General features: G+C 38.5%; 27 protein-coding genes. 7 read left to right on the top strand and 20 right to left on the bottom strand.

Annotated elements, in window-relative coordinates; genetic code table 11:
• Positions 1-27 precede the first annotated feature (27 nt).
• Entirely contained in the window at positions 28-810 is a 783-nt protein-coding gene (locus tag JK629_RS01300) for a zinc ribbon domain-containing protein (RefSeq protein WP_202336844.1), read from the bottom strand.
• Positions 811-813: 3 nt separating this feature from the next.
• Entirely contained in the window at positions 814-1908 is a 1095-nt protein-coding gene (locus JK629_RS01295; protein ID WP_202336843.1) for a Nif3-like dinuclear metal center hexameric protein, read from the bottom strand.
• Positions 1909-2010: 102 nt separating this feature from the next.
• Here JK629_RS01295 and lpxK point away from each other — a divergent pair, with 102 nt between their 5' ends.
• Entirely contained in the window at positions 2011-3018 is a 1008-nt protein-coding gene (gene lpxK / locus JK629_RS01290; protein WP_202336842.1) for a tetraacyldisaccharide 4'-kinase, read from the top strand.
• On the opposite strand, the gene JK629_RS01285 is transcribed toward lpxK, so the two are convergent.
• The 6 genes from JK629_RS01285 to JK629_RS01260 all read right to left on the bottom strand — a co-directional run bounded on the left by JK629_RS01285 (position 3019) and on the right by JK629_RS01260 (position 9220).
• On the bottom strand, positions 3019-5265 hold the full coding sequence (locus JK629_RS01285) for a tetratricopeptide repeat-containing hybrid sensor histidine kinase/response regulator (protein ID WP_225626079.1): 2247 nt from the start codon (positions 5263-5265) through the stop codon (positions 3019-3021).
• Between the two features lie 28 nt (positions 5266-5293).
• Positions 5294-6292: a type I glyceraldehyde-3-phosphate dehydrogenase gene (gene gap, locus JK629_RS01280; protein WP_202336841.1), complete on the bottom strand. Its 999-nt coding sequence runs from the start codon at positions 6290-6292 to the stop codon at positions 5294-5296.
• Positions 6293-6312: 20 nt separating this feature from the next.
• Entirely contained in the window at positions 6313-7185 is an 873-nt protein-coding gene (gene lipA, locus JK629_RS01275; RefSeq protein ID WP_202336840.1) for a lipoyl synthase, read from the bottom strand.
• A gap of 101 nt (positions 7186-7286) precedes the next feature.
• Positions 7287-7853 carry an RNA polymerase sigma factor gene (locus JK629_RS01270; protein WP_202336839.1) on the bottom strand — a complete coding sequence of 189 codons (567 nt, stop codon included), beginning with the start codon at positions 7851-7853 and terminating at the stop codon, positions 7287-7289.
• Entirely contained in the window at positions 7844-8938 is a 1095-nt protein-coding gene (locus JK629_RS01265) for a glycosyltransferase (RefSeq protein WP_202336838.1), read from the bottom strand. Before JK629_RS01265 ends, JK629_RS01270 begins: the two co-directional genes overlap by 10 nt.
• 57 nt (positions 8939-8995) lie before the next feature.
• Positions 8996-9220, bottom strand: coding sequence for a membrane or secreted protein (locus JK629_RS01260; RefSeq protein WP_202336837.1), 225 nt, complete (start codon positions 9218-9220; stop codon positions 8996-8998).
• Positions 9221-9310: 90 nt separating this feature from the next.
• Between JK629_RS01260 and JK629_RS01255 the strand changes: the two genes are divergently transcribed.
• Positions 9311-9928 (top strand): fasciclin domain-containing protein, encoded by a 618-nt coding sequence (locus tag JK629_RS01255; protein ID WP_202336836.1) that lies wholly within the window; start codon positions 9311-9313, stop codon positions 9926-9928.
• Here JK629_RS01255 and murB read toward each other — a convergent pair.
• Entirely contained in the window at positions 9925-10938 is a 1014-nt protein-coding gene (murB, locus tag JK629_RS01250) for a UDP-N-acetylmuramate dehydrogenase (RefSeq protein WP_202337958.1), read from the bottom strand. The genes JK629_RS01255 and murB overlap by 4 nt on opposite strands.
• The gene (locus JK629_RS01245; RefSeq protein WP_202336835.1) at positions 10938-12128 is read right to left on the bottom strand and encodes a pyridoxal phosphate-dependent aminotransferase; all 1191 of its coding nucleotides are present in this window, start codon (positions 12126-12128) and stop codon (positions 10938-10940) included. The genes murB and JK629_RS01245 overlap by 1 nt, the downstream gene beginning before the upstream one ends.
• Before the next feature lie 114 nt (positions 12129-12242).
• Between JK629_RS01245 and JK629_RS01240 the strand changes: the two genes are divergently transcribed.
• Positions 12243-13580, top strand: a complete 1338-nt coding sequence (locus JK629_RS01240) for an aspartyl protease family protein (RefSeq protein ID WP_202336834.1) — start codon at positions 12243-12245, stop codon at positions 13578-13580.
• 60 nt (positions 13581-13640) lie between these two features.
• On the opposite strand, the gene JK629_RS01235 is transcribed toward JK629_RS01240, so the two are convergent.
• Positions 13641-14036, bottom strand: a complete 396-nt coding sequence (locus tag JK629_RS01235) for a DUF1573 domain-containing protein (protein WP_202336833.1) — start codon at positions 14034-14036, stop codon at positions 13641-13643.
• Positions 14037-14164: 128 nt separating this feature from the next.
• Here JK629_RS01235 and JK629_RS01230 point away from each other — a divergent pair, with 128 nt between their 5' ends.
• Positions 14165-16795, top strand: coding sequence for a valine--tRNA ligase (locus JK629_RS01230; protein WP_202336832.1), 2631 nt, complete (start codon positions 14165-14167; stop codon positions 16793-16795).
• Positions 16796-16934: 139 nt separating this feature from the next.
• Complete coding sequence (locus JK629_RS01225) at positions 16935-17177, top strand: hypothetical protein (protein ID WP_202336831.1); 243 nt, start codon at positions 16935-16937, stop codon at positions 17175-17177.
• Here JK629_RS01225 and JK629_RS01220 read toward each other — a convergent pair whose 3' ends face one another.
• From JK629_RS01220 to rsfS, 6 genes are all read right to left on the bottom strand, one after another.
• Complete coding sequence (locus JK629_RS01220) at positions 17178-17444, bottom strand: acyl-CoA-binding protein (protein ID WP_202336830.1); 267 nt, start codon at positions 17442-17444, stop codon at positions 17178-17180. It lies immediately after the preceding gene.
• Complete coding sequence (locus JK629_RS01215; protein ID WP_202336829.1) at positions 17444-18094, bottom strand: phosphatidylserine decarboxylase family protein; 651 nt, start codon at positions 18092-18094, stop codon at positions 17444-17446. Before JK629_RS01215 ends, JK629_RS01220 begins: the two co-directional genes overlap by 1 nt.
• Complete coding sequence (locus JK629_RS01210) at positions 18084-18917, bottom strand: phosphatidate cytidylyltransferase (RefSeq protein WP_225626077.1); 834 nt, start codon at positions 18915-18917, stop codon at positions 18084-18086. Before JK629_RS01210 ends, JK629_RS01215 begins: the two co-directional genes overlap by 11 nt.
• Before the next feature lies 1 nt (position 18918).
• Complete coding sequence (locus JK629_RS01205; RefSeq protein ID WP_202336827.1) at positions 18919-19533, bottom strand: LUD domain-containing protein; 615 nt, start codon at positions 19531-19533, stop codon at positions 18919-18921.
• Positions 19534-19648: 115 nt separating this feature from the next.
• On the bottom strand, positions 19649-21604 hold the full coding sequence (gene ftsH / locus JK629_RS01200) for an ATP-dependent zinc metalloprotease FtsH (protein WP_202336826.1): 1956 nt from the start codon (positions 21602-21604) through the stop codon (positions 19649-19651).
• Between the two features lie 15 nt (positions 21605-21619).
• Positions 21620-21991, bottom strand: coding sequence for a ribosome silencing factor (gene rsfS, locus JK629_RS01195; RefSeq protein WP_068761045.1), 372 nt, complete (start codon positions 21989-21991; stop codon positions 21620-21622).
• Positions 21992-22079: 88 nt separating this feature from the next.
• Between rsfS and JK629_RS01190 the strand changes: the two genes are divergently transcribed.
• On the top strand, positions 22080-22811 hold the full coding sequence (locus tag JK629_RS01190; protein ID WP_202336825.1) for a biotin--[acetyl-CoA-carboxylase] ligase: 732 nt from the start codon (positions 22080-22082) through the stop codon (positions 22809-22811).
• On the opposite strand, the gene JK629_RS01185 is transcribed toward JK629_RS01190, so the two are convergent.
• On the bottom strand, positions 22808-23200 hold the full coding sequence (locus tag JK629_RS01185; protein WP_202336824.1) for an SRPBCC family protein: 393 nt from the start codon (positions 23198-23200) through the stop codon (positions 22808-22810). The two genes, JK629_RS01190 and JK629_RS01185, sit on opposite strands and share 4 nt — an antisense overlap.
• A gap of 56 nt (positions 23201-23256) precedes the next feature.
• On the bottom strand, positions 23257-23898 hold the full coding sequence (gene pyrE / locus JK629_RS01180; RefSeq protein ID WP_202336823.1) for an orotate phosphoribosyltransferase: 642 nt from the start codon (positions 23896-23898) through the stop codon (positions 23257-23259).
• Between the two features lie 7 nt (positions 23899-23905).
• Here pyrE and JK629_RS01175 point away from each other — a divergent pair, with 7 nt between their 5' ends.
• Positions 23906-24535, top strand: coding sequence for an NUDIX hydrolase (locus JK629_RS01175; RefSeq protein WP_202336822.1), 630 nt, complete (start codon positions 23906-23908; stop codon positions 24533-24535).
• On the opposite strand, the gene JK629_RS01170 is transcribed toward JK629_RS01175, so the two are convergent.
• The gene (locus JK629_RS01170) at positions 24497-26245 is read right to left on the bottom strand and encodes a M14 family metallopeptidase (protein ID WP_202336821.1); all 1749 of its coding nucleotides are present in this window, start codon (positions 26243-26245) and stop codon (positions 24497-24499) included. The genes JK629_RS01175 and JK629_RS01170 overlap by 39 nt on opposite strands.
• Between the last annotated feature and the right edge of the window lie 116 nt (positions 26246-26361).

Genomic DNA, 26361 nt, shown 5'->3' with positions numbered 1-26361 from the left:
AGGCTTTGTTATAATTAAGGGTTGTATTTATTTAAGTTTTGCAAACTTAGCTTCCATTTTTTCACGCTCTTCGGCAGCTAAATCTGGATCAACTAAGATTCGTCCACTGTGCTCGTCAGTAATAATTTTTTTTCGACCTGCAATCTCCATTTGCACTTGTGGTGGAATGGTGAAGAAAGAACCTCCCGAAGCACCACGTTCTACAGCAACTACAGCCAAACCGTTTTTCACATTAGTTCGGATACGCTTATAAGCTTTTATAAGACGTGGCTCAATTTGAGTTTCAAAATTTTCAGATTCCTTGATTAGCGTCTGCTCTTCTTTTTCGGTTTCTTTCAAAATTTCGTCAAGCTCGTTCTGTTTGTGCTTTAAATGCTCAGAGCGCTCGTCAAAACGTGCCTTTGTTTCTTCAATTACTTGATTTTTTTGCTCTATTTGCGCACGATATTCTTTAATGTTTTTTTCCGCAAGTTGAATTTCAAGCTCTTGGAATTCAACTTCCTTGCTTAAAGAGTTATATTCACGGTTATTGCGAACGTTGTCCTGTTGCGCAGTATATTTTTTGATAAGTGCTTTAGACTCTTCAATGTTGTTCTTCTTTTCCTTGATTTGGTCTTCAATTACCTCAAGGTCTGCCTTAAGCTTTTCCAAACGGGTGTTCATTCCTGCCACCTCGTCCTCAAGATCTTCCACTTCCAGCGGAAGTTCGCCACGAACGCTTCTTATTTCATCAATTCTGGAATCAATAAGTTGCAGATCATACAGTGCTCTTAACTTCTCTTCAACAGTAACTTCGGTTTTTGTTGCCATAAATTATAAATAGCTAATAGGATTGGTATTTATTTGTGATAAAAGGACTGCAAAATTAGTGATTTTTTTCTTAAGGAAAGAATGTAAAAGGTCTTTTGTGTACTGTTCGCTTTCATAATGGCCAATATCTGCCAAAAGTATTGTGTTTTCAGCCCTAAAGAAGTCGTGGTATTTAAAATCTGCAGAAACAAAAGCATCTGCGCCGGAGTTTTTTGCTGCTTCAATGGCAAAACTTCCGCTTCCGCCAAGCACGGCAACTTTTTTTATTGGTTTATTTAGTAGTGCAGAATGGCGAACGCAATCTGTTTTCATTGTCTTTTTTAGAAATTTTAGAAATTCCTTTTCAACCATCGCTTTTTCAAATTCACCCACCATTCCCATTCCCAAATGTTGGTTTTGGTTTTCAAGGGTGGTGATTTCATAAGCAACTTCCTCATACGGATGTGCTTCAAATAAGGCTTTTAAAATATTGCTTTGTAGATGTTTGCCGAAAGTAATCCCAATCTGTGTTTCTTCCTCAAAATGAGTTTCACCTTTTTTTCCAATTACGGGATTGGAGTCTTCGTTACCCTTAAAACTGCCTTTTCCCTCAATATTGAAACTGCAATTTTCATAATTACCAATATTGCCTGCACCAACTGCAAAAAGGGCGTTTCTAACTTTTTCGGCATCTTTTGAAGGCACAAACGTAATGAGTTTTTTAATGGTTTCGTTTTGTGGCATTAACACCGAACGATTTTTCAACCCAAGCTTTTCACAGATCTTTGCATTTACCCCGTTCCAGGAATTGTCCAGTGCGGTGTGGTTTGAAAATATAGCAATATCGTGTTTTATAGCCTTTTGAACCACCCGTTCCACATAGGTTTTTCCGGTAATTTTTTTCAATCCCGAAAAAATAATGGGGTGAAAGCTAACGATGAGGTTGCATTTTTTTTCAATTGCTTCATCCACTACTTTTTCCAGCGTATCCAGCGTAACTAAAATTCCCGAGACAGTCGCATCACCGTCGCCTATAAGCAGTCCGGTATTGTCAAAGCCCTCGGAATAGGAGAGTGGGGAGAGTTCCTCAAGTAGTGCAATTACTTCTTTTACCTTCATTTTTACATTTTCAGTAAAGATAATAGTTTGCGGAATTTTTAGCGCTTCTATTTTTTATTTTAAAGTAATCATCATTTTCTGTGGAATTAGTACTTTCGTTAAATGAATTTTCTACGGAAGTTATTATTTCCTTTTTCACTGTTGTACGGTGGCATTACTACGCTTCGGAATTTTTTTTACAATAAAAATTTACTGAAAAGCAAAGCTTATAATTTTCCAGTAATATGCGTGGGAAATCTTTCCACGGGAGGAACCGGAAAATCGCCGATGATTGAACTGTTGGTTTCCTTTTTAAGGGACAATCAAAAGCTTGCTATTTTGAGCCGAGGTTATAAACGGAAAACGACGGGTTACCGCGAAGTTTTAACTGAAAGTACTGTGGAAGAAGTAGGCGACGAGCCGCTTCAATTCAAAAAGAAATTTCCCGAAATAACCGTTGCTGTTTGTGAAGATCGCCAAACGGGAATTGAAAAACTACAAAGTAAAACAGATGTAATTTTACTCGACGATGCCTTTCAGCATAGAAAAGTAACCGCTTCGCTGAATATTTTGCTCACTTCCTTTGATGATTTGTATGTGAACGATTGTATGCTTCCCACGGGAAATCTTCGGGAGCCGAAATTTGGGGCAAACCGCGCTGATATAATTGTTGTTACAAAATGTCCCGAAAATATTTCTGACGCTACAATTGAATCCATAAAACGAGAGCTGCGCCCAAAATTACATCAGGAAATTTATTTTTCAAAAATCGGCTATGCTTCAGAAATTAAAAATCCGAAGGAGAAAAAACCGCTATCATCTTTAAAAAACGAAGAATTTCTTTTGGTTACGGGTATTGCAATTCCAAAGCCTTTGATAGATTTTTTACAGAAAGAAAGGTTGAACTTTAAAGAAAAATCATTTCCTGACCATCATAACTTTAGTTCATCTGAGATTGAAGAATTAAAAAAATATCCTTTAATACTTACTACTGAAAAGGATTTTATGCGATTGCAGGCTCTTTCAAAAGTAACGGAAATCTTTTATCTGCCTATTAAGACGGTAATCTTAAATGATGCGGAAAAAAAGTTTAAAGCCAGGATTGAAGAAGCAATAAACGAGAAACTATAATTACTTCACCAAAAAATCATTGCTGCGCAGCACCCTGTTTATCTTTTCAAAGAAATCTTCTGCATTGAAGGGTTTTGGGATAAATTCATTAAAACCGGCTTTGTAAAAATCCTCCAAGTTTTCTTCTATGGTAATGGCGGTCAAAGCTATTATGGGTACTGTCTTATTGAATTCCCGAATTTTTTTGGTAGCTTCAATTCCACTTATTCCCGGCATGTGGATGTCCATCAATATTACATCAAAATTTTCTTCACTCGCATGTTTTATAGCATCTAGGCCGTTATCAACAACGGTGCAGATCATTTTCTTTTTCTCAAGAATCTTTTTGGTGATCATTTGGTTGATTTTGTTGTCCTCAACTATCATAACCGCTTTGTCCTCAAATATGTCGTTCTCTAGTACAACCTCTAGATTTTTAAAATCGGTTGGTTTGCTTTCAGTCTCTGCAATCTCATAACTTATATTGAACCAAAATTTGGAACCCTCTCCTAACTTACTCTCCAAAAATATTTTGCTGCCCATAAGTTCCAACAGGTTTTTTACAATAGAAAGTCCTAGGCCGGTCCCCCCATATTTTCGGTTTATTTGAAGGGAGCCTTGTGAAAAGGATTCAAAAATAGTGTTCTGTTTCTTTTTCGAAATACCATCTCCAGTATCTTCCACCTCAAAATGGACAACTACCTTTTTTGCACTTTTTTCAGCATTTTTAACCCGAACCCAGATATCACCATTCTCAGTAAATTTGATAGAATTGCTAATTAAATTAATGAGGATCTGAGATATTTTCAATGAATCTCCAAGTACATCTTGTGGTAAAGTTGGGTCATATTCATAATGTATATTGTTGTTCTTTACCTCTGCGGATTTTTTTAGTGCGATCAATACCCCATCAATACGTTTCTTTAAGTTAAAAGGAGCTTTCTCAATCTCCACTTTATTGGCTTCTAACTTATTGAGATCAAGTATGTTGTTAATTAAAGAAAGTAGATACTCCCCTGAAAATTTAAGGGAATTCAAGTGTTCTTTTTGTTCCGGTTTGGGGTCTTCTTCAAGGAGGAGGTGCGTCAATCCTGTAACTGTATACATGGGCGTTCGCAGCTCATGTGTAATGGTTGAAAGAAACTGTGCCTTAGCTTGGGAGGCTTTTTCAGCATTTTCCTTTGCCTCCTGCAGCTCGGTGTTTTTATCTTGTAAAAGTTCGTTGGCCTTTGCCCTTAAGTTGTTGTTTTTATAGAGTGAAAGCGTTAAAAGCGATAATATTAATATTAAAGCAATACTGAGCCATCCGGTGAGCTTTCCAAAAAAGAGTGATTTTTCCTGTTTGCTTAGATCATCCTGTTGGCTTGCTATTATTTCGTTCAAGTCGCCAATGGCAGATTCTGCCTGTATGCCACGTTCAATGGCTTTTAGGTGGATTTGCCGTAATGAATCTTTTTGTGTAAGGTAATATTTGAGTTCTTCCTCGGCCTTGTCGTTTCTTTTTTCAGCAATTAATATTTGAGAATTGATTCGATGATTTTCAACAAGAAATTTTGTGAAGCCTTGCGAATATGAAATTTCCGAAATTTTATTCAACAATTTTTTTGCTTCTTCCAGAGGATTGGGATATACTTCGGGATCTACCAATGAAAGAGCATCGGCCAGATAACTGTATGCGTTTACTTCTTGATAAAGCATTCCCTGCTCTTTAAAACTTTGTGCAGCAGGCTTTAAATGTGAAATGGCTTCTTTATAATTGCCCAAGCGAATTTCTAATAGTCCTTTTCCATATAGAACTTTTGCCCGACTTTTTTCATCCTTAAGATCGGTGTATATAGAGTCGGCCATGCGCAAATATTTTTCAGCGCTTTCTATATTTCCTTGGGCTACAAGGATTAATGCATATAAGTTATAAGCTTTACCCAGCCTGTAAAAATTTTTATAGGTTTCGCCATTATCAATAGCTTTTTGGGTTTCTTCAATGGCTTTGTCAAAATATTCCAGATTATAAAAAAGTTCAGCGATGCTTAATTCTACATCTGGCTTATAGCTTTTATATTTTGGGAGCATTGCCAACTTGTTGGCATCATTTAGATTCTTGACGGCTTCCATGAAATTTTCGGTTTCCACGGCCTTGCTGGCGGAATATTGCAGCTGTTTTATTGCCACAATGGTATCATGGATTTGGATGGGAAAAGATTTAACTGAAACCAGCAAACACAAAACAAGGGGCAAGAAAATCTTGTATTTTAAAATCAGTTGGTGCATCGGTTAGTTTAAAGGGCAATAAATATAGTTATTTCACGGAAATTCTATCAATTAAATCTATAATTCTGGACGAATAGCCAATTTCGTTATCGTACCATCCAATTATTTTTACCATTTTGCCAATTACTGAGGTCATTCCCGCATCAAAAATGCATGAGTGGGTATTGCCTACAATATCTATGGAAACGATGGGGTCTTCAGTATATTGAAGAATTCCTGCAAGTGAATTTTCTGAAGCCTTTTTGAAGGCATTGTTTATTTCTTCAATGGTTACCTCTTTTTTTACGTTTAAGGTTATATCTGTTAATGAGCCATCTGGCACGGGAACGCGGATGCCGCAACCGCCAATGGCATCTGAAAGTTCTGGAAAAATTTTGGTCAATGCTTTTGCAGCTCCAGTTGTTGTGGGAACAATGGATTGGCCGGCAGCCCTAGCTCTTCTTAAATCCCGATGGGGCTGGTCGTGTAAGCTTTGATCTGTTGTGTAGGAGTGTACTGTGGTTATATATGCTTGTTCAATACCGCAAAGCTCATGGATTATTTTAAGCATAGGTGCGGCATTGTTTGTCGTGCAGGAAGCATTTGAAATAATCAAATCATTGGCATTCAGGATGCTGTCATTTACGCCTACTACAACCGTTTTTATGTCATCTTCCAAAGGAGGAACGGAAAGAATCACTTTTTTTGCACCGTTCTTCAAATGGGTTTCTAGCTGTTTTTTGGACTTAAATTTCCCTGTGCATTCAATGACGAAATCTATATCTTTCCACGATAAGGCCTCTAGATTTTTTTCCGAAGTAAATGTTACTTTATGGCCCGCAACATTAATTTCGTTTACCGTATGCGAAATTTCTTCCTTTAAAACCCCGTGGATACTGTCATACTTTAATAGATGACTCAAGGTTTTCGTGTCGGCCAGATCATTTACCGAAACAACCTCAATGGAAGGGTGGTTCAGTAATAATCTAAAAAGATTGCGGCCAATGCGGCCAAAACCATTAATGCCAACAGTTGTTTTCTTTTCCATTTTAAGAAATTGGTAATTTATTAAGTAAGATGTTTTTGCGCTTTATACGAGGAACGCACCAAAGCACCGCTTTCCACGTGTCGGAAACCCATTTCCAAGCCAATGCTCTCATATTTTTTAAATTGCTCTGGTGTTATAAATTCTTTGACCGGAAGGTGTTTTTTTGAAGGTTGCAAATATTGACCAATAGTTAAAATATCCAATCCTACATTTTTCAAATCCTCCATGGTTTGTAAAACTTCGTCTTCCTTTTCACCCAAACCTAGCATGATGCCACTTTTGGTTCGCGGCATTCCGGATTGTTTCAAATAATTTAAAACTTCAAGGCTTCGTTCGTATTTTGCTTGAATTCTTACTTCTCGTGTCAATCGTTTTACGGTTTCCATATTGTGGCTCACCACTTCAGGTTGCACGGCAATTATTCTGTCTATATTTCGCGTGTTGCCCTGAAAATCGGGTATTAAGGTTTCCAGGGTTGTTTCTGGATTCATCCTGCGTATTGCCTTAACGGTTTCTGCCCAAATAATGGATCCCATATCTTTTAAATCGTCACGGTCTACGGAAGTTACAACAGCATGGTTGATATTCATGATTTTTATAGAGCGCGCCACTTTTTCGGGCTCGTCCCAATCTACAGTTTCAGGGCGGCCTGTTTTTACGCCGCAAAAACCGCAAGAACGGGTACAAATGTTTCCCAAAATCATGAAGGTGGCTGTGCCTTCGCCCCAGCATTCGCCCATATTCGGGCAACTGCCGGAGGTGCAGATTGTATTAAGTTTGTACTTATCTACCAAGCCGCGCAATTCGGTATATTTTTTTCCGGTGGGAAGCTTAACGCGCAACCATTTTGGTTTTGGCGCTGGTTTTTGAATTTCCAAAGTTTCTGTGCTCATAAGGGAAACAAAAGTACGAAAAAAAGCACCCTGACCCCCAAAAGGAAAACTCCATTTTTTTCTTGTAATTTGGAATTTGAGTTTCGTTACAAATTTTCTCTTTAGTCTTTTTTGGTAATAATTTCAGCCAAAAGTTTTCTTGCGCGCAGCAAGCGAACCTTAACATTGTTAAGTGGCTCTTCCAACGTTTCGGAAATATCATTATAGCTCATTTCCTGAAAATACCGAAGATTGATTACCTCTTGGTAATGTGGTTTTAGCTGTTTTATGTAGCGCAGCAACTCATCCAGGTTTTGTTCCCGTATTAATTTATCCTCGGGAGTGGGTGAGTGGTCTGCTATTTTTTGTATCTGCTCGTTTGAGGTATCAGTGGTGTTTGAATAAATGGAGGCGTTTTTTTTACGCGTTTTGTCTATTTGGATGTTTTTTGAAATTGTAATTAGCCATGTTGAAAAGGTATATTTTTCGTCAAAAGTTTCAATTTTGTCAAAAGCCTTCGCAAAGGTTTCAATAGTAATATCTTCTGCTTCGTGCTCGTTCCGCACTCTTTTCATTTGGAAACCAAACACTTCATTCCAATAATAATCCAGCAAAAATTTGAAAGCGCCCTGCTTTCCTTTTTTTGCTCTTTCAATATGAAGTGTTATTTCTTCCGAAGTTATTTCCATTGTGCGTTTTTTTCGCCGCTGTTGGAAATAAAGATACTTATTTGCGTGAAGACTAAAAACAATTCGTAAAAAGGAATGAGCAAAACGAGATCCTGCTCTTTTAGTTTTTTGGCCGCAGTGCCAATTATAATATATTGTAGAAGGAGCCTAATAAAAATTATTGCCAATGCGAAATACCAAAATTCGGTGAACAAGTTAGCGATGCCAAGCAACCAGAAAAAAAGATTGCCTAGATAATAAGCTCCTAAAAGCAGACGATGCTTTGGCTTATAAAGCTTGGCCGTGGAATAATGTCTCTTTTTTTGGATAATCCATTTCTTCTTTTTCTGCTTCGGAAGTGAATATGTAAAGGCTTTTGGTTCTATGCAAAGAGCCACATTTTTTGAGGTTGCGGCTTCATTCACAAATAGGTCGTCATCACCCGAGGGGATTTTGATGTGGCTCATAAAACCATTGTTTTCATAATAAAGATTACTGGTATAGGCCAGATTGCGCCCCACGCCCATGTATGGGGTTCCCGCTTCGGCATACGAAAAATATTGAACAGCAGTCATCAATGTTTCAAAACGGATTATCTTATTTAATAATCCGGGCTGTTTTTCATAAGCGCCGTAGCCCAAAATCAATTGTTTCTCTTCTGAAAATTTTGAAGCCATCGTTGCCAGCCATGCCCTTGAGACTGGGTAGCAATCGGCATCGGTAAAAATGAGGCGTGTGTTTTTTGAACGTTTTATTCCTAAGGTAAGTGCGTACTTTTTATTGGCCCAAAAAGCTTCGTTGTTTTTTACGTTTACGATCTGAATTCTAGGGTCGTTTTCGGCGAAAGCTTCCATAACGTCCAGTGTTTCATCTACGGACGCATCATTTATAAGAATAATCTCAAAATTTGGATATTCCTGTTCTTGCCAAAGCGGAATGTGTTTTTTTAAGTTTTCAGCTTCATTTTTGGCACATACTATTACGGAAACGGAATGTTTTTCTGAAGTGTTTTTTTTAGAAGGTTTTAAAAATGAAAATTTTGAAAAGAGCAGGTAATATGCACAGTTAATCAACGCAATTGCGCCGAAAACGTAAAGTAGCACCATAGGGATTTACGATTTTTTGATTAACAATTTAAGATTGAAGAATTAAAGAGAAGGACTTTATTTGGAATTTGATGTTTCCAGTTTGTGGCTTTCTTCTACGCAGCTGTCAAACTGGTCCGGAGTTTTTCCGCAAAAACCACAAGCTTCACCTTCTTTATTCAAAAATGGACTTTGGCTTGCACAGGTTCCGGCAAATTTTCCATCTTTTTTTGCCCAGATTTTTATGGCGATGCCCGCAACGCCAAGCAGTAATAATGCTAAAGTGATAAGTAAAAGTTTCATCCTCGTAAATTAGGCTACAAAAATACAATCTTTCTTTTTGTTGTGCTTGTATTTTAAGTATTTTTAGCCTCACTTATAAATAATTTAACGATGCAAAAACCATTTACTTTTTTAGCTTTAATGATGATTTTCTGTTTGATGGTTTCATGTAAAAATGAAACACAGAATGGTGAAGAGAAAAATAACACCACTGAAATTGCAGAAAAACCAATAGTGAAAAGAGCTGAAAAAAAGGATTTGACTCCAGAGGATATTGAAATGCTAAACAGCCTTATGGCACGAATCATTGTTGAGCCTGAGCTTAAAAAATTTGCCAGTTATACTGTGAGTGCTGGTTTAACAGATTTACTTTCTAACAATGCAGGGCCTTTTACCGTTTTTGCACCGTCAAATGCAGCTTTGGAATCTTTAACTGTAGAAAAAAGAAAATTCTATTCAAGCCCAGACAATAAAGCAAAGCTTGAGGAATTTTTGAAATCTTATATAGTTGAAGGTAATTTGGAGAAGGAAACATTGCTCCAAACCATCAATAAGAATGGAAAAGCAAATTTAAAGACGCTGGAAGGCAGTACGCTCGTGGCATCCAAAGTTGGCGAAGATATTAGTATTACCGATGATAAAGGTGTGAAGGTTCAAGTTATAAAAGGGAGTATTGCAAGCTCAAATGGAGCGGTTTATGTTGTGAATGGTCTGCTGCACTTAAACTAAAAGACATTTACTTCTGCTTCAATAAATATTCCAGTCAATTCCTTAACTTTTTTTTGAATGTCCATCGCAAGTTGCCAAATTTCTTTTCCGCTTGCTTTTCCGTAATTCACTAAAACCAGGGCTTGGTTTTTGTGCACGCCCGCATCGCCAAATCGCTGGCCCTTAAACCCTGCTTTTTCAATCAGCCAGCCAGCGGGTATCTTAAATGCTGTAGGCGAAACCTCATAGAATGGCGCTTCCGGAAAATTTCTTCGGAACTCTTGAAACGTTTCCGAATCTACAACCGGATTTTTAAAGAAACTACCGCTGTTGCCCAACACTTTTGGGTCTGGAAGTTTCGATTGGCGAATAGTGATAACCGCTTCAGAAATGTCCTTAATTGTGGGTGTCTCAATGTTTTTTTCAGATAATACCTTCTTAATATCGCCGTAGGAAACACTGGTTTTATGGTCTCTCTTTGTCAACCGAAAGGTAACGCTGGTAATGATGTAGTTCCCCTTTGCCTCATTTTTGAAAATTGAATTTCGGTATTCAAAAGCGCATTCATCTTTTGTAAATTCTCGTTCTTTTAAAGTTTGAATTTCAACCGTATTGCAGCTTACAAACGTATCCTTCAGTTCCACGCCATAAGCACCAATGTTTTGGATGGGGGCCGTGCCAACGTTTCCGGGAATTAAGGAAAGGTTTTCTAAACCTCCAAAACCCTTTTCGATACAATATTTAACAAACTCGTGCCAGTTTTCGCCGGCCATTGCTTTTACAAAAACTTCAGCTTCGGTCTCTTTCAGAATTTCAATTCCTTTTAGATTTATGTGAAGAACAAAAGCGTCCAGATTGCCTGTAAGAAGCATATTACTGCCACCTCCCAGAATAAAAAGTTCCTCGGAAGGTTTTTGTGAAAGTGCCTGTTTCAGTTCAGTTATAGTTTTAACCGAAACAAAATAACGGGCGTTGCAGGCTATGCCAAAGGTATTGAGGTTTTTAAGCGATTTGTTTTCTTCAACGCGCATCAATCCTTATATTTTTGAAGCGCAAGTTTTAAGATTTCTACTGCGCGAATAAGGCTTTCCTTTTTTAAAACATAGGCAATGCGCACTTGGTTCAAACCAACGCCAGCGCTGGAATAGAATCCGGCTGCGGGCGCAACCATAATCGTTTCGCCATTATCATCAAACTCTTCTAAAAGCCATTGCGCGAAGGCATCACTATTTTTAACAGGAAGCTGAACAATACAGTAAAAGGCGCCTTTTGGTTCGCCCACCTGCACACCGGGAATGTCTTTAAGTGCCGCTACCAAAGTATTTCTTCTATCCTGATATTCGGTAATCACCTCGTCAAAATAACTTTGGGGCGTCTGCAGCGCAGCTTCGCTTGCAATCTGTGCAAACGTTGGAGGGCTCAAACGTGCTTGGGCAAACTTTAAAGCGGTGGCGATAACCTGTTTGTTTTTTGAAACCAAGCAACCAATGCGCGCGCCACACATGCTATACCTTTTTGAGACCGAATCGATAATAATTCCGTTTTCTGCCAGACTTGGTTCTTCAAGGATGGAAAAATGTTTATAGCCGTCATAGGTGAATTCACGGTACACTTCATCGGCCACCAAGAATAAATCGTGCTTCTTTACAATTTGGGCCAAGGTCTGTATTTCTTCTTTTGAATAAAGATATCCGGTAGGGTTGCCAGGGTTACAGATAAGAATAGCTTTGGTTTTTTGGGTAATAAGTTTTTCAAATTCTGAAATTGGAGGTAAGGCGAAGTTGTCTTCGATTTTTGAAATAACGGGAACAATCTTAACGCCGGAAGCCGTTGCAAAACCATTGTAATTAGCGTAAAAAGGTTCGGGAATAATAATTTCATCATCGGCATCGGCAATGGTTCCCATTGCAAACAGGAGTGCTTCGCTTCCGCCCGTTGTGACGATAATATCGTTAGCTTCAACTGGAATATTATTATTCTTATAATAATTGGCAATTTTTTCACGGTATTCCTGCGAACCTTCAGAACGGGTATAGGCAAGAATCTCCAAATGGTGGTGCGCCACGGCATCCATAGCAATCTCTGGCGATTTTATATCGGGCTGGCCTATGTTAAGGTGATAAACGGTTTTATTTGCTTTATAGGCTTTTTCGGCGTAGGGAACCAGTTTTCGGATGGGTGATTCCGGCATATGCTTTCCCTTGTTTGAAACTGAAGGCATAGTAAATTTGTTTATGGCAAAGTTGCAAAATATATTTTATAAAACCACTCTGCCCGAAACAACATTCGCCTTTTTTTTATATCTTCAAATGTTTACAAATAAATTATTAAAATTTTGCAAAAAGTCTTTGTTTTTTTTATCTGTTGTTGTTTTTCTGCTGCCTTGGTGGCACAGACAGGCTTTTTTCTTCAGTCAAATAAAAAAAGGGATAAAATTCCTTTCAAGCTTGTAAACAATCTCCCTATTGTCCAAATTGAAATCAACGGTACCCCGCTTTCCTTTATTCTGGATACAGGGGTAAAATCTACTATCCTTTTCAGCCTGGAGGAGGCTGACAGTTTACAACTCCGCAATACTACACCGGTTTTTTTACAAGGCTTGGGGTCGGGTGGCGCCGTTCAGGCTTTAAGGAGTTTGAACAATAAATTAAGATTGGGCAATGTTATCGATAACGACCATGATTTATATATAATTTTTGACAGCACGCTTAATTTTTCACCAAGAATGGGTATTCCCGTTCATGGAATTTTGGGGAATGAATTTTTTCAGAATTTTATCGTCAAGATTAATTACACAGCGGAAGTTATAACTGTCTATAATTCTAAAAAACACAAGCTAAAACCCTGTAAAAAGTGTGAGGACTTGCCATTGAACTTTGTAAGTGGTAAACCCTATGTTACATTGCAGGTTGAATCTGAAGCCTCTAAGGAAAAGGAAGAAGTAACACTTTTGGTAGATTCTGGATCCAGCGATGTTATGTGGCTTTTTGATAATGATGGTTTCATAAAGGAGTTGCCAACAAAAAATTATTATCAAGATTTTTTGGGACTGGGTCTTAGTGGAAATATCTATGGAAAGCGCACAAGAATACCTGGTCTTTTAATAGGAAGTTTTTATCTAAGTAATGTGAATACATCCTTTCCGGAAGAAGATGCCATTCTTAGGGCCCGCTACTATGAAGAACGTGATGGCAGCGTAGGTGGAGGTTTCTTAAGCAGGTTTACCGTAACATTTGATTATGGCAAGAAATTGGTACGCTTTAAGAAAAATCATACGTTCAAGGATCCTTTTAACTATAATATGAGTGGCCTTACACTGGAGCATGAAGGGATGGAACTCGTAAAAGAAGAAAGACAGGCTGTGGTAAATTCAAACAGGGGAAATACAAACGAAAGTTTAACCATGAACAGTATCTCCATTACTACAGAAGTGCATTTATCTTTAGTGCCAAAATATGTAGTTGCAGATGTACGTGAGGGCTCCCCGGCAGCTTTAGCCGGAGTTATAAAAGGTGATGAAATCATTACCATAAACGGTAAGCCCTGCTATCAATATAAATTATACGAATTGATAGAAATGTTTTCGTCTGATGAAGGCAGGAAAATATCCCTCGAAGTTAAAAGAGGAGGATATATTAATAAAATAAAATTCTATTTAAGAAGTGTGTTCTAAAAAAAAATCTGGTTGTAGCATCAATGCTTCAACCAGATTTTTTTAAATAGTAAAGTTTATTTAGCTTTTTTCCAACACACTGCTGGAGTCGCTCATAACCTCACCTTTTATTTTTAAAGCCACCATTGGTTCGCTGGCATTTGAATAAACGGTAACAGTTTTTCTGATTGGTCCAACACGGTTTGTGTCATACTTAACTTGGATAGTGCTACTTGCTCCAGGAGCAATAGGGCCATCTGGTTTTTTCGGGACAGTACAACCGCAACTGGATTTTACATCGCTAATAATAAGTGGGGCATCGCCAGTATTGGTGAACTCAAAAACACGAACGCCGTCACTGCCTTTTGCAATGGTGCCGTAGTCAACGGTGTCTTCCTTGAAACTGATTTTTGCTTGTTGCGCTTGCGCTGCAAAGCCAATTAAGGCAACAAGAGCTATAAGAGCTAATTTTTTCATGATTTTGTTTTTTTAATGTATGCTAAAGTATAGAACTTTTAATCAACCTGCAAAATAACTTATTCACTTTTATTATCCTACGGATATAATTACTTTTGCAACTCATTACTCAAATATCAGACCAAAGTATGGCTTTAGAAGCAAAATATAATGCAAAACAGATTGAAAACAAGTGGTATAGCTACTGGTTAGAGAATAAATATTTCCATTCTGAAGTAGATGACAGGACGCCATACACCATCGTTATTCCGCCGCCAAACGTTACGGGAGTTTTGCACATGGGCCATATGCTCAACAATACTTTGCAGGATGTTTTGATCCGCCGTGCGCGCCTACAGGGGTTCAACGCTTGTTGGGTACCGGGTACAGACCACGCTTCTATTGCTACCGAGGCGAAAGTGGTGGCAAAATTAAAAGCTGAAGGCATTGATAAAGCAACACTTTCCCGCGAAGAATTTTTGGAGCATGCTTGGGAATGGACCCACAAACACGGTGGAATAATTTTGGAACAGTTGAAGAAATTGGGTGCATCCTGCGATTGGGAGCGAACCAAGTTCACTATGGATGAAGATATGTCAGCCTCCGTAATAAAAGTATTTGTGGATTTGTACAGAAAAGGAAACATTTACCGCGGCTACAGAATGGTAAATTGGGATCCACAGGCAAAGACCACGCTTTCGGACGAAGAGGTTATTTACGAAGAAAAACAAGGCAATTTATATTACCTAAATTATAAAATTGAAGGTAGCAACGACACTTTGACCATTGCTACAACGCGCCCCGAAACCATTTTGGGTGATACAGCAATCTGTATCAATCCAAATGATGAACGTTTTGCACACCTTCGCGGAAAAAAGGCAGTCGTTCCTGTTTGTAATCGTGTGATTCCGATTATAGAAGATGAATATGTAGATGTGGAATTCGGTACGGGTTGTTTAAAAGTAACTCCCGCCCACGACGAAAATGATAAAATGCTTGGAGACAAGCACAATCTTGAAATAGTAGATATTCTGAATGATGACGGAACCTTGAATAGCTTCGGCTTGCATTACGAAGGAAAGGATCGTTTTTTGGTGCGGAAGGAAATTGTAAAAGAACTGGAAGCAATGGGCGTAGTTGCAAAGATTGAAACCCATATGCACAAAGTTGGTACAAGCGAGCGTACGGGCGCCGTAATCGAGCCTAAACTGAGCGACCAATGGTTCCTAAAAATGAAAGAGCTTGCACAACCTGCGCTAGATGCCGTGCTGCAAAAAGAGGTTAACCTCGTTCCCGAAAAGTTCATAAATACCTATCGCCACTGGATGGAAAACGTTCGCGACTGGAACATATCCCGACAACTTTGGTGGGGGCAGCAAATTCCCGCATATTTTTATGGCGATGGCAAAGAGGATTTCGTAGTTGCCGAAACTATTGAAGAAGCGGTAAAACTTGCAAAAGAAAAAACCAACAACAAGCAACTAACAGCGGAAAACCTAACCCAAGACCCCGATGCGCTAGACACTTGGTTCTCTTCCTGGCTGTGGCCTATCAACGTTTTTAACGGAATCTTGGAGCCCGACAACAAAGAAATAAATTACTATTACCCAACAAATGATCTTGTTACAGCACCTGAAATTCTTTTCTTCTGGGTAGCCCGAATGATTATTGCCGGTTATGAATACAGAAACAAAAAACCTTTCACAAATGTGTATCTAACGGGTATTGTTCGCGACAAGCAGCGAAGAAAGATGAGCAAATCGTTGGGAAACTCACCAGATCCAATAGATTTAATGGATACCTACGGTGCCGACGGCGTGCGCGTGGGAATGCTCTTAAGCTCACCGGCAGGAAACGATTTAATGTTTGATGAAGATCTTTGCAAACAGGGGAGTGCCTTCGTAAACAAAATCTGGAACGCCTATCGGTTGATTGATGGGTGGGAAGTTGATTTGGAAAAGGAACAATCACAAAGCGACATCATTGCCCTACAGTGGTACCAAAGCAAATTTCAGAAAACGCTTGCCGAAATTGAAGACCATTACAGAAAATACCGAATCAGTGATGCTTTGATGGCGACCTATAAATTGGTTTGGGACGATTTCTGTTCGTGGCTATTAGAAATGATAAAACCACCTTTCGGGGAAAAAATTTCAGAAAAAACCTATTTGGAAGTAATATCCGTTTTGGAAGATAATTTGAAAATATTGCACCCCTTCGTGCCTTTCATTTCAGAAGAAATCTGGCAGCACATCACCCAGCGCGACATTTTCGAAGCCTTAATCATTGCCCAGTGGCCAAAACAGCAAGCCTTTGACGAAAAAATAATTAAAGACTTCGAGTTTGCTACTGAAGTAATCTCTGGAATTCGTACCATTCGCAAGGAGAAGAACATTTCCTTTAAGGATGCCATCACACTTTCCGTACTCAATAAAGACAATGCGTCAAAGAGATTTGATGCCGTAATTGCAAAGCTGGGGAACATTTCCGAATTGAATTACATTTCAGAAAAACTGGAAGGCGCACTCACGTTCCGTGCAAAAAGTAACGAATATTTCATACCAATTGCAGGTGCTATAAACGTTGAGGAAGAAATTGCCAAGCTTTCGGAAGAATTAAAATATACCGAAGGTTTCCTGAAAAGTGTACAAGGCAAATTGAAAAACGAACGTTTTATAAGCGGCGCGCCCGAACAGGTTGTTGCTCTTGAGAAACAGAAAGAAGCCGATGCCCTTGCAAAGATTGAAACCCTAAAAGCCAGTTTGGCCGGATTAAAATAGATTTTTTGTTAGATTTTACAATTGCAATTTTAAAGATTGTATTAAAAGGCGTTAAATTTTCTTAATTTCTTCTAAAGCAAGGTTAATTTTCCACTTTTCAAAGCTATTTGCCCGTACCTTGTTGCAAAACAATACCATTATGGACCAAGCAAAGTATGAACAAATGGAGGGGATGCTTCACAAATTGGAAGACATCAAGAATAGCCAAAAGAGTATTATCGATAAAATCAACCATGTAATTACAGATCTTTTTCAGCATCCCGATAAAGACCTTGAAAAGGCAATGGAGGGCGCGCATGAGCGGGCGTCAGAAAATGTTGACAAAATCCGTGAAGCTATTGAGGAGTACGAAATAAAATTCAACAAGGCACAACAGGCCTGATTATTTTCTGTACAAAAAGTATTGATTAACGGCCTCAATATAAAGTTGTTTGGCCTCATCTTCAGTTAAGCCCCGTGTTTGGAAAAGCGCATTGGTTTTAAATGCAGAAATGTGTGGTTTTCCTCCAGTAGGAATATCGGCATCGTTCGTGGCGCGTTTATAGTACGCATACAGGCGCAATAGCACATCTGCCGGAAAGGGCTCGGTGTGTTCATTTATGCACTTCACGGCATTCTTAAAAGCTATGTCAAGCTCTTCTGAGGTCATTATTTCTCTGCAATTATAGAGATTCCACCTTTTACTTTTTGGTTAAGGGTTACCTTAATCTTTGCATCAAGTGGAAGAAATATATCTACGCGTGATCCGAATTTTATAAACCCACTATCGGTAGCTTGCGCTACTTCTTGGCCCGCTTCGGCATAATTCACGATGCGTTTTGCCATGGCGCCAGCAATTTGTCTAAACAGTACATCTCCAAATGTCTCGTTGTTTACCACAACAGTAGTACGTTCGTTTTCTTCAGAAGATTTAGGATGCCAAGCCACTAAAAATTTCCCTGGATGATATTTGCTGTAAACCACTTTTCCACCTACAGGATAACGTGTAACGTGTACATTTATAGGGCTCATAAAAACTGAAACCTGTAATCGCTTATCGTTGAAATATTCCTTTTCAAAAACTTCCTCAATAACCACCACTTTTCCGTCTACAGAAGAAAGCACACGTTCAGGATGAACCAGAAAATTCCGTTTAGGATTTCTAAAAAACTGTAAAACCAAGAGCAAAAGAATAATCAGTGCAATGATAATTCCACCGCGAATGGTGGGGTTTTCAACAAAAACATTTGCCAAAAGACTAAGGCCGATAACAACTACCAGCGCTGTAAATATAATTTTGAAACCTTCTTTATGAAACATTGTCAACAATTAATAAAAACGCATAAACAAAAGGACTTGCGTAAATGATGCTGTCCAGTCTATCATATAATCCGCCATGCCCTGGCATGATAATGCCGCTATCTTTAACACCTGCCTGCCTTTTAAACTTTGATTGAATTAAATCACCAATGGTGCCAAACACAGAAACTATTATTGCCATAACTATCCAAATCCACAGTGGGTACTTTTCAGCCTCTAGCGGGCTATAGTTTTCCAACACTTTAAAGATAATAAATCCTGCCAAAAGAGCGCCCAGCAAACCACCCACAAAGCCTTCAATAGTTTTTTTAGGGGAAACACGCTCTAATAGTTTATGTTTCCCTAAATTTTTGCCTATTAAGTATGCAAAGGTATCGTTGCTCCAAACCAATATGAAAACCGCTACAATTATTTCTGGCATAAACTTGCCATCAATATTCATTATAGGAATCAGGGTAAGAAACACAAATCCACTGATTATATAAAATATTACGGTAATATATTTCTTCTTTTCAAACATTGGGATTTTGCTGGTCCACAGTACATCCTTTAAAAGATAAAGGTTCACAAAACCACTTAATATCAAAAAGAGATACACTGCATTGTCGGCAAATACATTATAACTCAGAAAGTAAAAAGCTGCGGCAAGTAGAAAATAGGCTAGATAGCTGGTGAGGCGCACCAACTTTAAGTATTCACTTAAGGTAATGACTGCCAATACGAAGAAAAGCCCCATAAACCATTCGCGCGAAGTAAACATTGCAAAAATGATGATCGAAATGTATAATACGCCCGAGAGGGTCCGTACGAGAATTTCCTTCATATTATAAGTCTTCCAGTAGCAACAAATATAGGTTTTTTGTGCTACTTCCATAACTCATAAAATTCTTTTCTTTTTCGGTTTCAAAGTCTTGAATAGTAGTAATGTTACTCGGAATGTAATTTGAACTTTGGTTTTTTATAATTCGCAACCCCTCGCTAATGGTGTCAACAATTTGGCTGGTAGTGGCAAAAATAACAACATTGAAAGGGAGCTCTTTTAGTTTCTTTTCTTTGATTTGATTGGAGGATAGCAGTATGGAACCGTTAGTGGCTATAAGCGATTCGCAGTTGGAAAGAAAAAATTTTGAATCTGTTTTTTTAACAAAATTGAGATTAAAACCATCAAATTTTTGGCACAGCTGTTCGTTTATACAAAACACATCCTGCTCGTACCAATCGTTTTCCAACATTATATTGTCAAAAGCTTCGGTTACCTCTTCCCAGTTTTCACAATAAATAAATTTTCCGCCATTGTTCTTGAAATTATAGGTGAATTTTTCGTCAATGGGAAGTTTCTGTTCTGGGTAATAACTGCTGTGCTCGGCTTTTTCGGCCCTTTTGGCCTTCTCTGCCGATTTTTTATAATTAGGGTTTAAAAGTCTTTTGAATAGACTCATTAATAATCAATTGAGGAGTTCATATATATACGTTAAACTTCAAATATATAAAATCTATACTGAAGTATTGTTACGTGCAAAACAAAGTTTAAATACTATGCCAAAAATGGCAACATTAGCTTGTTGCCACTCTTGGTGCTTCTTCTGGCTTTTCGAACGGACGATCGCCAAATATTTTTTGAAGATTGTCCTTAAATATCACTTCTTTTTCAAGAAGTACGTTTGCCAGTTCGGTCAACTTGTCTTTGTTTTCTTCCAAAAGTTTTACGGCGCGTTGGTACTGACTTTCAATAAGTGCTGAAATTTCCTTATCGATCAGTTCAGCAGTTTTCTCACTATATGGTTTAGAGAAGTTATATTCAGACTGGCCACTGCTGTCGTAATAGGTAAGATTTCCTATTTTATCATTCAAACCATAAATGGTTACCATTGCACGGGCCTGTTTTGTAACCTTTTCAAGATCACTTAGCGCACCAGTTGAAATTCTATTAAAAATCACTTTTTCTGCTGCCCGGCCTCCCAGTGCTGCGCACATTTCGTCCAGCATTTGTTCTGGGTGTATAATTAACCTTTCTTCGGGCAGATACCAAGCAGCTCCTAAGGATTGTCCACGCGGAACAATGGTTACTTTAACCAAAGGCGCCGCGTGCTCGAGCATCCAGCTTACGGTGGCGTGGCCAGCTTCGTGAAATGCAATGGCGCGCTTTTCGTCCATAGTCATTATTTTGTTTTTCTTTTCCAGTCCACCCACAATTCTATCTACGGCGTCCAGAAAATCCTGTTTGCCAACAGATTTTTTACCGTTTCGGGCAGCAATAAGAGCTGCTTCGTTACAAACGTTTGCAATGTCAGCTCCAGAAAACCCAGGGGTTTGTTTCGACAGAAAATCGGTATCTAAGTTTTCATCTTTTTTGATGGGGCGTAAATGCACTTCAAATATTTCCTTACGTTCGCGCACATCTGGAAGGTCTACATAAATTTGTCTGTCAAAACGACCCGCTCGCATCAATGCTTTGTCCAGAACATCTGCACGGTTTGTTGCGGCAAGTACAATAACATTTGTATTGGTGCCGAAACCATCCATTTCGGTAAGCAGCTGGTTCAATGTATTCTCCCGCTCATCGTTGCTTCCGGAAAAGTTGTTCTTGCCACGGGCACGGCCAATGGCGTCAATTTCGTCAATAAAAATAATTGCTGGAGATTTGTCTTTTGCCTGTTTGAAAAGATCACGCACACGGGATGCACCCACACCCACAAACATTTCAACAAAATCTGAGCCTGAAAGTGAAAAGAATGGCACTTTTGCTTCGCCGGCAACGGCTTTTGCCAAAAGAGTTTTACCTGTCCCGGGAGGGCCTACCAATAAAGCTCCTTTTGGAATTTTACCTCCCAATGAAGTGTACTTGTCTGGGTTTTTAAGAAAATCTACAATTTCCTGAACTTCCTCTTTGGCGCCTTCCAGTCCGGCAACATCCTTGAAAGAAGTTTTCACATCGGTTTTTTCATCAAAAAGTTTTGCCTTTGATTTTCCAATGTTAAACAGTTGCCCGCCGGCACCGCCACCTGCGCCACTGGACATTCTACGCATAATGAAAATCCAAATAGCGATAATAATAACAAATGGTAAAATGCCCATCAGAATATCGCCCCAGACGTTATTGTCTGTTTCGAAATTTAAGGATGTGGACAGATTGTTTTCCGCTTTTATCTTTTGGAAATCATTTTGAAATAGTTGGAGATCACCAAATTCAAATTGATAATCGGGATCATTTGGACCCGGGGCTAAAAAAGAAGGCGTATTGCCTTTTTTGGAATGAACTTCTTTTTCTTTTGCGGCGTCGGTAAGATAAACTTGTGCAATTTTTTTATTGATGACATCTACTTTTTCTACATCACCATTTTTCAAAAATTCCTCAAACTTTGCCTGATTGGTTTTTTCAGGCTGAGACCAACTGCCTCCACCGAATATTTGAATTGCAAAGAACAGCATTATTATTGCCGCGTAAATCCAATAATAAGTGGGTTTGGGTCTTTTTGAATCGTTCTTTTTATTTTTATTTTCTTCAGCCATATGGCAATTTTCTTTTTAGTGTGTTGTTTCTATTTTAACAGATTTTGCATCGCCCCAAAGACCTTCAATATCATAAAATTCACGAATATGCTTTTGGAAAACGTGTACTACAACGTGAACGTAATCCATAAGTATCCACTCTGCGTTGTCGCTGCCTTCAACGTGCCATGGTTTTTCCTTAAGTGCTTTGCTTACTGATTTTTGAACGGAGTTTACAATGGCGTTAACCTGAGTGTTGGATGTACCATTGCAAATTATAAAATAGTCACAAACGGTGTTTTCTATTTCCCTTAGGTCAAGAATTTCTATATCGTTTCCTTTTACTTCTTCAATCCCTCGTATAATTTGGGTAATAAGTTGATCTGTTCCTGCTTGTTTTTTCTGCATTAATTATTTTTCTTTTCTTTTTCGCAAAGTTATTACTTTTTTGTTTCTTGAAGCGCCATAAAAGCGAATACTAAACATAATTATTGTTTTGAAGATAATCAAACTTAATGCCATCGATTCCACCAATTCTTACTTAAAGCAATTGGCAAAAGCAACATGCTTGCAAGACGAAACGGTTGTGCTTACAAACCGTCAAATTTCTGGGCGTGGACAAATGGGCAATGTATGGCTATCAAGAGAAGGGCAAAGCCTTACATTCAGTATGTTCAAGGCTTTTGGCAGGCTGCAGATAGAGCGGCAATTTATGATTTCTATGGCAGTTTCTTTGGCTATTGTGAAAGCGCTTAAAAGTTTGAATGTTCCAAATATTTCAATAAAATGGCCGAACGACATATTGTCAGCCAATAAAAAAATTGGGGGGATTTTAATTGAAAACGTACTGGAAGGCAACTATGTAAACCAGTCAATAATAGGAATTGGGCTCAATGTAAATGAAACTGACTTCCTGAAGCTACCGCAAGCAAGTTCACTAAAGCTTGAAACGGGCAAAACTTTTTTTTTGGAGGAAGTATTTCAAAGTATTGTAATTTCAGTTTTTCAAAATTTAAAAGACCTGACACAAAAGAATTTTGAAGATATAAAACTGAAGTATGAAAATGAATTATTTCAAAAAGAGAAAGTTTCGGTTTTTGAAGCACCCGATGGTTTACGATTCAACGGAATAATAAAAGGCATTTCGGAAATTGGCGAGCTTTTGGTTGAAACCGAAAACCAAGCATTGCGAAAATTTCAACTTAAAGAGGTTAAATTAATTTACTAAACCTGTTCTAAATTAGAAGCTAGGGTGTCAATAAATTTGGAGATAGGCCCTTTTACCATCATCGCCATCATCGCGTTGAATTCACCTTCAAAAAGAAGCTCCACTGTTGATGAATTTTCGGAAACCTCTTCAATATTTCCAGTTAACGTGAACGGAATTTTATCGCTGATTGCGCCCAAAACTATTTTGTTTGGCTTTTCAACTTCCTTTACTTCCAGCGCAATTTCGGGCATTCCCTTTAGTGCAAACACAAATGCATTCTCTCTGATAACTTCAAATTTGCTGATATTTTCGGGCATCAATGTTTCAAAATTCTTTACATCAGCCAAAAAATTACAAAGTTCGGCTGCGGATTTTTGGGTGGTTACTTTTTTGCTGTTTAGTTTCATTCTATGAGTTTAGAAGTTTATGAGTTGAAAAGTGAATACTGCTACTGAACACAAAACTATTGCCCCCAAACAGCAGGATTCTCCCGCCATTCAGAAAGCAGCGCAGCTTCTTCAGAATTGATATATTTGGATTTTTCGGCCTCTTCCAGCAACATTTCATAATTGCTCAATGTGTTTAGGGTAACATTTGCCTTTTTAAAGTTTTCTTCGGCAGTATCAAAACCGTAACTGAAAATGGCAAGCATTCCTTTCACGTTCGCATTGGCCTCTTTTAAAGCTTCTACGGCCAACAAACTGCTTTTTCCGGTGCTGATAAGGTCTTCAACAACAACAACGTTTGTGTTTTTTTCCAGATGGCCCTCAATTTTATTTTGGCGTCCGTGGCCCTTTGCTTCGGGACGCACGTAGCAAAAAGGAACGTTTAAATAATCGGCAACCAAAGCTCCAATTCCAATCGCGCCAGTGGCTACGCCGGCAATCATTTCGGGCTTTCCGTAGATTTCCTCAATCTGTTTTGCAAGGTTTTCACGGATGTAATTCCGAATCATCGGATAGGAAAGCGTAATGCGATTGTCGCAGTAAATTGGAGATTTCCATCCCGATGCCCACGTAAAAGGGTTTTGTGGTTGCAATTTTATTGCATTAATTTGCAATAGTAAGGCAGCGGTTTTTTGCGCCGTTTCTTTGTTTAATATCATGCTGCAAATGTATAAAGTTTTTGTAAAAGATATTCCCATTATTCTTTCTACGGAAGAAAATATTGGGGAGCATTACACCACCATTCCTTTAAAACAGGCTCGTTTTAAAAAGTTGGTAAAAAAAATAAACAATGGCGAACTCCTTTACGTGAACCTATATCACAAAAATGCGGAGAAACTTGAACGCTTTCTTCGTAAGAAAATAAAAGTGGTTGAAGCCGCTGGTGGATTGGTCTATAACAGCAAAAAGGAAATTCTTTTTATACGGCGAAACAAAAAGTGGGATTTGCCGAAAGGTAAAATTGAAAAAGGCGAAACACACCGTGAGGCTGCCATCCGGGAAGTGATTGAGGAAACAGGGGTAAAGGATCTTGAAATTCGCGAATTTTTAATGACAACGTACCACGTTTTTACCCGAAATAATAAATTCCGCCTGAAAATAACCTATTGGTACGAAATGTTCAGCGATTACGACGGGCCCCTTATTCCTGAGCCCCAAGAGGGAATCAAAAAAGTGAAGTGGAAAGATTTTGAAAAATCGCAAAAGGCTTTGCAGGATTCTTATGAAAACATAAAACTACTCTTTCCAAAGGAATACTTAACCCCCCACCCGAACGATAGGATAACGAAGGTGTGATTTCTCGTAATTGGGCGATTGCTTGTGGATCCAATCCAACTGTGCATACCAGTTATTCGCAAAGTCAGGATCGTTTTTCTTTTTGGTTTCAAATTCTTTTTTAATTGCTGGGTTTTCAGTTAAAAATTTTTCAGCCATATCTTCCCAAACATAGGATGAAAAACTTTCTTTTTGCTGAAGGATTGCATCGAAAAAATTCCAATTGAAAAAAGAGTCGGAAGCAGTAGGTTCGAGGGTTTCCAAAAGATAGCGAACCCCTGGCTGCTGGGTTTTTACTAAAATGTTACCTTTTTTAACTGAAATATTTTCTGTGCTTTTTGATACTTCCGTTTTATAATGAAGGTAATGACCCTCAAAAGGATTTTTAACGGTTTCAAAACTTTTTATGTGATAAACTTCCGCAGTAATGGTTGAATCGTTTTTAACTTCGGAATATTTAATATTGTTCAATTTCAAAAGTTCAATTACGTTCCAATACCCCTTCGGAACAATATATGCTGAAGGAATTGTAACGGAATCCGTTGCCGTAAAATGATTGTAATATGTAACGTTTTTCGTAAACGGTTTGTCACGGAAATATTTTAACCTTTCTGCCCCTGTAATTTTGCTCGGAACCATTTTTCCTTCAAAACCTTTAAATTTTAATGTCGAGGTTTTTGAGGAATCCACTGCCCAGGAAAGGGGGTAGTAGCTGCCAACTTTATATTTCTCCAAAGCATTTTTTCGAAGTGTTTTTATTGTTTCGGCGTCTTTGTCAGCAATGTTTATAAAACTTTTCATCAATTCGTAGGTGCCTTCAACTCTTTGATTGTATGGTTTTAGCATATGCGTTTCTACCGTAAGGCCTAAGGTGTTGAAAAGCGTTGTATAGCCCGAGGCGTAACGCGGCGAATCCATAAACTGCGAGAAACCCTTTTCCGGCACTTGGTTAAAAACGTTTACGTAGGGCGTGATGTCCCATTTTTTTTGCTGAAGCGAATCCTCCAATTGTGGCATTAGGGATGTGTGCAGATAGTTGCCCAAGTCTCCGCCCAATTTGTTGTGCTGTGTGAAAAGATGCGTGAGCACGTATTGATAGTCGGCGCCGTTGCTTACGTGGTTGTCAATAAACAATTCCGGGTTCAACCAATGATATATTTCAGCGAAAGCCCGAGCATTTTTTGTGTCATTTTTTATAAAATCACGGTTTAAATCATAGTTCCTCGCATTGCCGCGAAAACCGTATTCCTCGGGACCGTTTTGATTGGTGCGGCTTGTGCTATTTCTATTTAAAGCACCGCCGATGTTGTAAACGGGAATCGCCGCGATGATTGTATTCTGGGGAGGGGTGATTTTATTTTCCGCAAAATCTCTAAAAAGAAGCATTGTTGCGTCAATTCCGTCGGGTTCTCCCGGATGTATTCCGTTGTTTATCAATAATAGATTTCTTCCGTTTTTTGAAAAATTTTCTTTTGAATGTTTTTTATTTTGGGGATCAAAAACGATTATATGAAGCGGAAGACCGCTATCGGTCTGGCCCATTTCAAAGACAGTGATGGAGGGAAATTTCTTCTCCAGTGCTAAATAATATGTAATTACTTCTTCATAGGGTGCAGTTTGTAGGCCGTTTGAAGTTTCAAAAGTGGTATTTAAATTTTGTGCCGAAATGTTCTGAAGTGCGAAACAAAACAGTAAATAAAGCAGACTGAAATGTAGTAGTGTTTTTTTCATCGAAAATTATATTCACAAATATAGTAAAGGCATAAAAACATTTTTAGGGCTGTGGTAATTTATAAGTCATAAAAAAAGCCCCACAAGACTTTGCGGGGCTCAATTAGGTTATTTTA

The sequence above is a fragment of the Aequorivita iocasae genome (genome assembly GCF_016757735.1).
In the GTDB taxonomy this organism is placed as follows: Bacteria; Bacteroidota; Bacteroidia; order Flavobacteriales; family Flavobacteriaceae; genus Aequorivita; species Aequorivita iocasae.
This window is presented reverse-complemented; position numbering and strand designations above follow the sequence as displayed.